The following is a 7,293-nucleotide window of genomic DNA, read 5'->3' as shown; positions in this document are numbered from 1 at the left end:
GGGGGTCCATCGACGCGGCCAAGCGCACCCTGGTGCGGCTGGGTGGCGAAGTGGTGGGGGAAGAGTACTTTCCCATCGGCAGTCGCGATTTTGACGAGCTGTTCCGAAAACTTGAAAAATCCTCCCCCGATGTCTTCATTCCCTATGCTGCCGGCAGCGACCAGGTAGCGCTGCTGACCCGCTTCAACGAATACGGCCTGAAAGACAAAATGGCCGTGGCGATGGGGCATTTTGACGAAGTGCTCGCCAGCCACCTGCGCCCGGAGCACCGCCAGGGCTTCTATTCCTGCAACTCCTACTTCATGGGCGTGGATACCCCGGAGAACAGGACTTACCTGGAACGGTTGAGCCGCTGCCCGGGTGCCGATGGGATTTACCCCGGGGGCAACGGACTGCTCACCAATTTTGGCGAAGGGGTCTACATCTGCATCAAGGCATTTGCCCAGGCGGCCAATAGCGTCAACAGTGTCAACACCGAGAAGTTGCTGGAAGGCCTGGAGCAGAGTCTGGTGACAGCCCCCCAGGGGATGGTCAGGATGGACCCGGCGACCCATCATGCGGAGGTCAACTGCTACCTGGCCCGATGCCGACTGGATGGCTCGTTCGCCATCGAAAAAGCATTCGGTCGCATTAAGCCGGTTATCCCGGTGCGCCATTCCGCCAAAATGCGCAAGGGTGATGTTCATTCACTGGGTGACGACATCGATGGCAACGAATGGGAATTTATCGGCGTGGCGGAGTGCGACCGGCAACGGGGCGGACAGCTTGTCTCCACCAAAATGCACGCGGCCAGCCTGTTGACATTGAACCATTTCCTCGAAGGGGTGAACCGCCACCTGTGTGAGACCCGGGCCGACCTCGATAATTTGCAGAAGAAGTTGATGGTCACTGCCTGGAGTATCCAGCAGAAGTATACGGGGCGGGTCGCCGTTTATCCCCTGGTCGGCGGTGAAAAGGCGTATTACGCCATTTACGCCCTGTTAAAGGGCCAGCGAGACATTGCCTCGCTGCCGGTAGAAAGTCCGGGCCTGAAACCGGACCTGGAAAACCTGATCCTGGATTACTCGGATATCGCCATTATCTCTGTCAATGAGCAGGGCAAGATCATCCAGGCCAATATCAACGCCTGCGGACAGTTTGGTTACCCAAAATCCGAACTGCTCGGCCTGTCGGTTCACCACCTGTTGCCTCCACACCTGCGCGAAGCGCACAAGGAGCAGGTACACAACTTCTTACACAGCCCCGTTGTCGAGCAGCGCATGATGAAGCGGGCCGAGATTATCGGTTACCGAAAAGACGGCTCTTTTTTCCCCGCGTTGGCGACACTGTCCAAATTTGATATGGGTGGCGAGGTCGGCGTCATCGCGACATTGCTCGACATCAGCGATAAAAAGAAGGAGGAAATGGATCTGCAGTGGCGAGCCACCCACGATTCCCTGACGGGCCTGCCGAATAGAAGTTTAATCACCAGCCGGCTCAGTCACGCGCTGCAGCGGATAGAGAGCCACAACACGGCAGTGGCGGTGATGTTTATCGATCTGGACAACTGCAAGTTGGTCAACGATAACTACGGCCACGAAGTTGGCGACCAGCTGCTGGTTTCTATCTCGAAGCGCCTGCTCGAGTGTGTGTCACCCGGCGTGATCGTCAGTCGCTTTGGCGGCGATGAATTTGTGGTGATCATCGGCGGCGTGGTGGATGTGCTGGATGTGGAGATAACCGCCGACCGACTGGTCAGGGCGTTCGAGCAGCCGTTGTGCTTCACGGAACCACAGATGAATTTCTACGCGACTATCAGCATCGGCATCGCCTTTGCCGACAGCTCCGCCGTCACAACGGCAGCCGAGTTGCTCAGTCACGCCGACGCGGCGATGTATACCGTGAAGGAGAAGGGCAGAAACGGCTGGCGGATATTTGACCAGAGCATTAGCGACGAGAACAAGCTGCAGATCGATATCGCCAATGGCCTGCGCAATTGCATCGCCAACGATGAACTGTTCCTGGTCTACCAACCGATTATCGATGCCCAAACGGGCCAGATCGTCTCAACGGAAGCACTGCTGCGCTGGAACAGGAGTGGCAATCCGATTTCCCCGGCGGTATTCATCCCCATTGCCGAACGCCAGGGCCTGATCTCGGAGATCGGCCTTTGGGTCTTTGAGCAGGCCTGTATGGAACAGGTGCGCAGATCAAAACTTTTTCCCCGGGGCAAGGTGCCATCCATGTCGGTGAATTTATCCACCAGGCAGCTGGATGATACGGGGCTGGTCAACAATTTTAGAGACATCATTGAGCGAACGGGCGTCAACCCGGACGAGATTATTCTCGAAGTGACGGAAACGGCATTGATGTCCGACATCGACAATAACCTGCAGGTAGTCAACGACCTGGAGGCGCTGCAGTTAAGATTCGCCGTGGATGACTTTGGCACCGGTTATTCCTCCCTCAGCCAGTTGATGCGCATGCCGGTACACACCCTGAAAGTCGACCGGGAATTCGTCGACGGCATTGATTTCGACGGCGAGCACCGGACCATTGTCGAGGCCATCATCAAAATGTCCCATGCTCTGGGCATTTCCGTGACCGCAGAAGGCGTGGAAACCGAAGGGCAGCACGACACCCTCAAGCAGTTGGGCTGCGACTTTGTACAGGGATTCCTGTTTTACAAGCCGGTCCCGGCGGGGGTGTTGGCCGAGGCGTTGGCAGGGCAGGTGGAAGTGGGGGCGCCTGTCGAGGCATGAACGGTGCGTCCCGGCAGGGCATAGGGGAACAGTTGCAGAATTTCTACCTGATTTCGATATAGGGCAACCAGCGCGCCGCTGGCTCCAAGTCTTCAATTTCCAATTCAGTATAGGGCGGTGTCGACAGATCATCCGGTGGTGAGGCAATGTAATTGAGGTCAATCGCCCGCGCGGTGCCGCGAATCACTTCGTCCTCAACCACCATCTCGTAGTAGATGCCGTTCCAGAGATTGGCGCCAAATTCCGTCGGGGTTTTGAACATAAACAACAGGTCGTGCTCAAGCCAGCGCAAATCATCGGCGGACACTGACCTGGGATGCTGGTAGGGGTAGGGGATAAAGCACCAGATCTCCTTGCCTTCCAGACATTTCATTTCCTTCATTGACAGAAAGAAGTCTTTGAACCGCTCGGTGTCAATGTTCAGGCTGTAGGCAATCGCGCCATCCGTCCCGCTGGAAAATTTGACGTTGCCAATGGGGTGATCGACGTTGTTGTTGTCTTTCAGGTAGATCGATTTTTTGCCGAGCGGAAACTCGCTCGCAGCCAGGGACGCTCCGGTTATCAGGGGACAGACGAACAGGAGAAGGGAGGCGATGGGCCAAAAAACTGAACGGATTAACGGAAGAGCGGCCATTACAGCGTTCCCGGATGCTGTCTTCTATTCAAGTTTAGGTGACGGGCGCCAGGGCGCAATGGTACTTGGGTCGTGTTTGAGCGCCGGGCGTTTACAAAAACGCTTCTATGCCAGCGGGTCGCTTTGGCCGAGCCCGGAAATGAAAAAGGCCAGCTGTAAGCTGGCCTTTTTAAGATGGTGCCCAGGGGCGGAATCGAACCACCGACACGAGGATTTTCAATCCTCTGCTCTACCGACTGAGCTACCTGGGCATCGTCCCGAGGGGCGCTTGCCGTCTCAGGAGGCGCGTATTAAACCTTCTCACTTATGCATCGTCAAGGGCCGCCGAGCAATTTATTCCGCGGGCGGCACGTAGCCCTCGGCTTCATCGATGGCCTCCCCGGAGAGGAACCTGTCGCGCTGTTCGCCGAGGTAGGTGCGCGCGGTCAGGTCCATCATGTTGAGGTGTTTTTCGTTGATCAGGCGGGTCTGGTGTTCCAGCCATTCCTGCCAGGCCTGCCTGGAGACGTTGTCGTAAATGTGCTGGCCCTTGGGGCCGGGGAAGGGCGGAGCGTCCAGCCCTTCCAGTTCCTTGTTGAACTTCTTGCAGTGAACCATGCGTGCCATCGGAATACCTTTTTGATTACATCAGTTGTTGCAGGAGTTTCCTGACCGGCTGGGCGGTGCCAACCTCCAGTGATGAGGCAGGGTTATACCAGACTAGGCCGGGACTATCCATGATTTGACCACCTCGCCGGGCTTCAATCAGGGCCGGCTGGTAGTCGAGATGGAAGTGGCTGAAGCTGTGACGCTGCTGCGGCAACAGCTGCCAGCTTTCAGCCTCGCAGCCGAGTCGGGAACAAGTGGTTTTGATGTCTGCCTCATCGTCACACTGGGGAAACACCCACAGCCCTCCCCAGAGTCCGCTGGCGGGCCGCTGTTGCAGCAGAATATCGCCCTCGGGGTTGCGAATCACCAGAAACAGGCACTGCCGTACCGGTTGTTCGCGGCGGGGCTTTTTGCCGGGAAAGTCGACGGGATTACCCCGCGACTGCGCCTGGCAATCCTCTGCCATGGGACAGTGATCGCAGTCCGGTCTGCTGCGGGTGCAGAGGGTGGCGCCGAGGTCCATGATCGCCTGGGTGTAATCGGCCACTCGCTCCTCGGGGGTGTGCTGTTCCGCCCACTGCCAGAGCTGTGCCGCGACGTCCCGGAGTCCCGGCCAGCCCTCAATGGCGTGGTAGCGGGCCAGCACCCGTTTGACGTTGCCGTCGAGTATCGCTGCCCGTTTGCGGTGGGCAATGGCGCAGATGGCCCCGGCGGTGGAGCGGCCGATGCCCGGCAGGGTTTGCAAGTCTTCTAAGCTATCGGGAAAGACGCCGTTGAAGTCTCCCACCACAGTCTGGGCCGCCTTGTGCAGGTTGCGGGCGCGGGCGTAGTAACCGAGGCCGGTCCAGTGGTGCAGAACCCGGTCGATGTCCGCCGCTGCCAGGGACTGCACATCCGGGTAACTGGCCATAAAGCGCTCAAAGTAGGGAATGACCGTTCCCACCTGGGTCTGCTGCAGCATGATTTCCGACACCCACACCCGGTAGGGCGTGATGCCCTGCTGCCAGGGCAGGTCCTTGCGACCGCTGTGGTCAAACCAGTCCAGCAGTCGTTTGGCAAATCCGTCAGACACTAGTTGAACAGTCCTTTCAGCAGGCCTTCCATCAGTTGTTGCTTGGGATCAACCGGCTCTGCCGGGGCGGTTTCCTCGGTGGTGGTGCCATCGGTAGCCGGTGCGGCTTCAGGCTGCTTGAGGAATTTGTCGAACAGTTTTTCCTGGATTTTCCCCTGAATCAGCTGGTTGATGAACTGTTTGTCCGGCAGGCACTTGCCGCTGCCATTTTCAGCAAAGGAACCAGTGCAGCGGAATGGAATGGCCTTGTTCTGCACGGTTTTGCTTTTGATGGTGCAGCCAGTTTCCGAGGTGGTGTCACCCTGGAGTTTGGCGCTGATCAACATGTCGTAGCTTTCCTTGACCAGGTTGGCGCCGCCGTTGCCGGACACCGCCAGATTGCCGATGCCGGTGGTGAAGCCGGGCAGGCTGATCTGCTGATCCCGCCATTGGATGGTGCCCTGCATGGCCTGCAAGCGGGTGTAGTTGGGCCAGCTGCGACCGGTGAGGGTTTTGCCCTCCACCAGCGAGGCCATTTCGCAGTAGCTCTTCTCGACGTTGATGTTGTCCACCTGCAAATCGGTGAAGCTGAACTTGCCGCTGCCGTTCATGTTGGCCATCAGCGCGTCGCTGGTATCACCCTGACTGCTGCCGCTGAAGTCCATGGTCAGGTGGCCGTGGATGTCTTGCTGTTCGGCGAGGGTGGTGAGCGCCTGATGCAGGTCGATGTTGCTCAGCTGCTTGGTGAAGGTGACGGCGGGGGTTTTCTTGCGCAGGTCTGCTTTGGCGTCAACCTTGAAATTGCCGCCAAAGACGTCGCCAGAGAGATCGCTGATCTGCACCACCTTGCCGTTGGCAAACAGGTTCAGGTGCAGTTTGTCGACGCGGAGAGTGTCGGCGGTGACGCTGGCCAGATTGATCTCCACATGGCCCTTGCCGCCTTCCAGTAGTGCCAGCGGTGCCAATAGCGGGGTGAACAGCGCGGCCTGTTGTTCCGCGGTGGCCGCTTCACTGGCGGGCAGTACCAGATTGCCGCCATTGAGGCTCATTTCCAGTTGCCGGGGGGCGGGCAGTTGCATGGCCAGCTTGCCGGTGAGATTGAAATCATCGAGTGCCAGTTTCAGGTTGTCCAGGGATACGGCTTGCTCCGAGGCGGCAAAGCCGGTGCTGAGGTTGACCTTGCTGAAGCCTTCTGGCGGTTCGATGGGCAATTCTTTCAGCAACAGGTTTTGCAGGGACAGTTGGCCCTTGAGGGCCGGGGCGGTCTGGATTTTCTCGCCGCTGATCGCGCCGCTGATGTTGGCCGAGCCGAGACTGCCGTTCAGGTCGCTGATGCGGAGGCTGTCGCTGCTGCCGTCATAGCGGGCGTTAAAACTGAGGCTGAGGGGCAGCTTGTCCAGTCCCTTCAGGGTCAGCTTGGCATCCGACAGGCTGATTTGTTGCGGTTCCAGTTGCAGTGCTGCCTCTGCGGTCAGGGACAGGGCGAACGGATTGGGCTGGTCCGGCAGCTGGGTGCTGAACTGAAGGCTGAGGGAAAAGGGTTTGTTGTCGAGATTCAGTCCTTCACTGGAGAAATTGAGCTGCTCGAACACCCGATCCGGCGCACCGGGAGTGACCAGGGTGATGCGACTGTTGGTCAGCGACATTTTGTCGATGGCCACTTCAAAGGGTAATGCGCTGCTCTCGCTCTTGCCGGTGGCCGCAGCGGCGCCGGGCAGGGCGGCGACGTTGGCGGCTTCGGCGGCGGTTTTGGCGCGAATATCGGCGCCGTCCACGGCGATGGCGGCCAGCCGCACCTTGCGGGCCAGCAGGGCTTTCCAGTCGAGGATAAAGTTGGCTTCGTTAAAGCGCACATCGGGGATGCCTGCGCTGTCATCAATGCCCGCCAGGGATGTGCTGCCAGCGTGGACCGCCAGGTTGGGGAAGAACGACCAGCCGAGATCGCCTTCCATGCGCAGTTCGACGCCGTTGTCGCGGGCGAGTTTTTCCAGTTCCGGTTTGTAGCTGTTGGGATCGACGCCAATCAGTAAAAAGGTGACGCCGCCGATTACCACGACCAGCAGCACGACTGCGACCAGCAATACAATTTTCAAGAACTTCATGGTGTTGTCTCCCTTCCCCATTAGTAAGTCGGTCATTGCGGGAATCATGTTACCCGCAATGACCGGCTTTGTTTACCCGCGATAGTTGCGGGCTTGGGAGTTAGAAGCTGAACCGTGCGCCCAGTTCCAGACTGAGTGCAGATTCGGGCGCAATATCGCGCAGGTAGGATGTGGAAT

The 7,293-nt window shown here is 58.4% G+C and carries 5 protein-coding genes and 1 tRNA gene; 1 reads left to right on the top strand and 5 read right to left on the bottom strand.

Translation table 11 applies throughout. The annotated features are described in order from the left end of the window. Positions 1 to 2,741, top strand: a 2,741-nt coding sequence (locus ABY948_RS10235; protein ID WP_461482437.1) for an EAL domain-containing protein, incomplete at its 5' end; no start/stop codon positions are given. Between the two features lie 43 nt (positions 2,742 to 2,784). Here ABY948_RS10235 and ABY948_RS10230 read toward each other — a convergent pair. The 5 genes from ABY948_RS10230 to ABY948_RS10210 all read right to left on the bottom strand — a co-directional run bounded on the left by ABY948_RS10230 (position 2,785) and on the right by ABY948_RS10210 (position 7,116). Further along, positions 2,785 to 3,375 (bottom strand): hypothetical protein, encoded by a 591-nt coding sequence (locus ABY948_RS10230; protein WP_461482436.1) that lies wholly within the window; start codon positions 3,373 to 3,375, stop codon positions 2,785 to 2,787. A gap of 175 nt (positions 3,376 to 3,550) precedes the next feature. Then, positions 3,551 to 3,626 (bottom strand) — tRNA-Phe (locus ABY948_RS10225). Between the two features lie 82 nt (positions 3,627 to 3,708). Continuing rightward, positions 3,709 to 3,981: an oxidative damage protection protein gene (locus ABY948_RS10220; protein WP_461482435.1), complete on the bottom strand. Its 273-nt coding sequence runs from the start codon at positions 3,979 to 3,981 to the stop codon at positions 3,709 to 3,711. Positions 3,982 to 3,997: 16 nt separating this feature from the next. After that, complete coding sequence (mutY, locus tag ABY948_RS10215) at positions 3,998 to 5,035, bottom strand: A/G-specific adenine glycosylase (RefSeq protein ID WP_461482434.1); 1,038 nt, start codon at positions 5,033 to 5,035, stop codon at positions 3,998 to 4,000. Continuing rightward, positions 5,035 to 7,116, bottom strand: a complete 2,082-nt coding sequence (locus tag ABY948_RS10210; RefSeq protein ID WP_461482433.1) for an AsmA family protein — start codon at positions 7,114 to 7,116, stop codon at positions 5,035 to 5,037. Before ABY948_RS10210 ends, mutY begins: the two co-directional genes overlap by 1 nt. Between the last annotated feature and the right edge of the window lie 177 nt (positions 7,117 to 7,293).

Origin of the sequence: Porticoccus sp. (assembly GCF_041592135.1) — a bacterium.
In the GTDB taxonomy this organism is placed as follows: domain Bacteria; phylum Pseudomonadota; class Gammaproteobacteria; order Pseudomonadales; family Porticoccaceae; genus Porticoccus.
This window is presented reverse-complemented; position numbering and strand designations above follow the sequence as displayed.

Bases quoted from the DNA above. Each gene is read 5' to 3' on its own strand.
- ABY948_RS10230 (WP_461482436.1), bottom strand. From the start codon at position 3,375: ATGGCCGCTCTTCCGTTAATCCGTTCAGTTTTTTGGCCCATCGCCTCC.
- ABY948_RS10220 (WP_461482435.1), bottom strand. From the start codon at position 3,981: ATGGCACGCATGGTTCACTGCAAGAAGTTCAACAAGGAACTGGAAGGG.
- ABY948_RS10210 (WP_461482433.1), bottom strand. From the start codon at position 7,116: ATGAAGTTCTTGAAAATTGTATTGCTGGTCGCAGTCGTGCTGCTGGTC.